This is a genomic window from Vibrio sp. HENC-03 (assembly GCF_000305755.2).
Taxonomy (GTDB): Bacteria; Pseudomonadota; Gammaproteobacteria; order Enterobacterales; family Vibrionaceae; genus Vibrio; species Vibrio owensii.
Genome location: NZ_JH976080.1, coordinates 306 through 659, shown reverse-complemented (window position 1 = coordinate 659; position 354 = coordinate 306). Strand labels below are relative to the sequence as shown.

Below are 354 nucleotides of genomic sequence, written 5' to 3'. Positions count from 1 at the left end.
TTCATGACTGGGGTGAAGTCGTAACAAGGTAGCGCTAGGGGAACCTGGCGCTGGATCACCTCCTTATACGATACGGATAGTTTGCTTTCACTTTTAAAAAGTGAAGACAAATGAGTCACGATGAGTGTCCACACAGATTGATACGGTTTATAAAGTAAAAGAGATAGAACATCTCCCAAGATGTTCAACTTAGTGTCCCGTTCGTCTAGAGGCCTAGGACACCGCCCTTTCACGGCGGTAACAGGGGTTCGACTCCCCTACGGGATACCATTGGGTCGTTAGCTCAGTTGGTAGAGCAGTTGACTTTTAATCAATTGGTCGCAGGTTCGAATCCTGCACGACCCACCATTTCTC

The 354-nt window shown here is 47.5% G+C and carries 2 tRNA genes and 1 rRNA gene; all 3 read left to right on the top strand.

From position 1 onward, the window contains the following. A 16S ribosomal RNA gene (locus VCHENC03_RS0125575) occupies positions 1-66 on the top strand; the annotation flags it as partial. Positions 67-194: 128 nt separating this feature from the next. Further along, positions 195-270, top strand: a tRNA-Glu gene (locus VCHENC03_RS17325). Between the two features lie 2 nt (positions 271-272). Then, positions 273-348: transfer RNA gene (locus VCHENC03_RS17330), tRNA-Lys, on the top strand. The last annotated feature ends 6 nt before the right edge of the window (positions 349-354 follow it).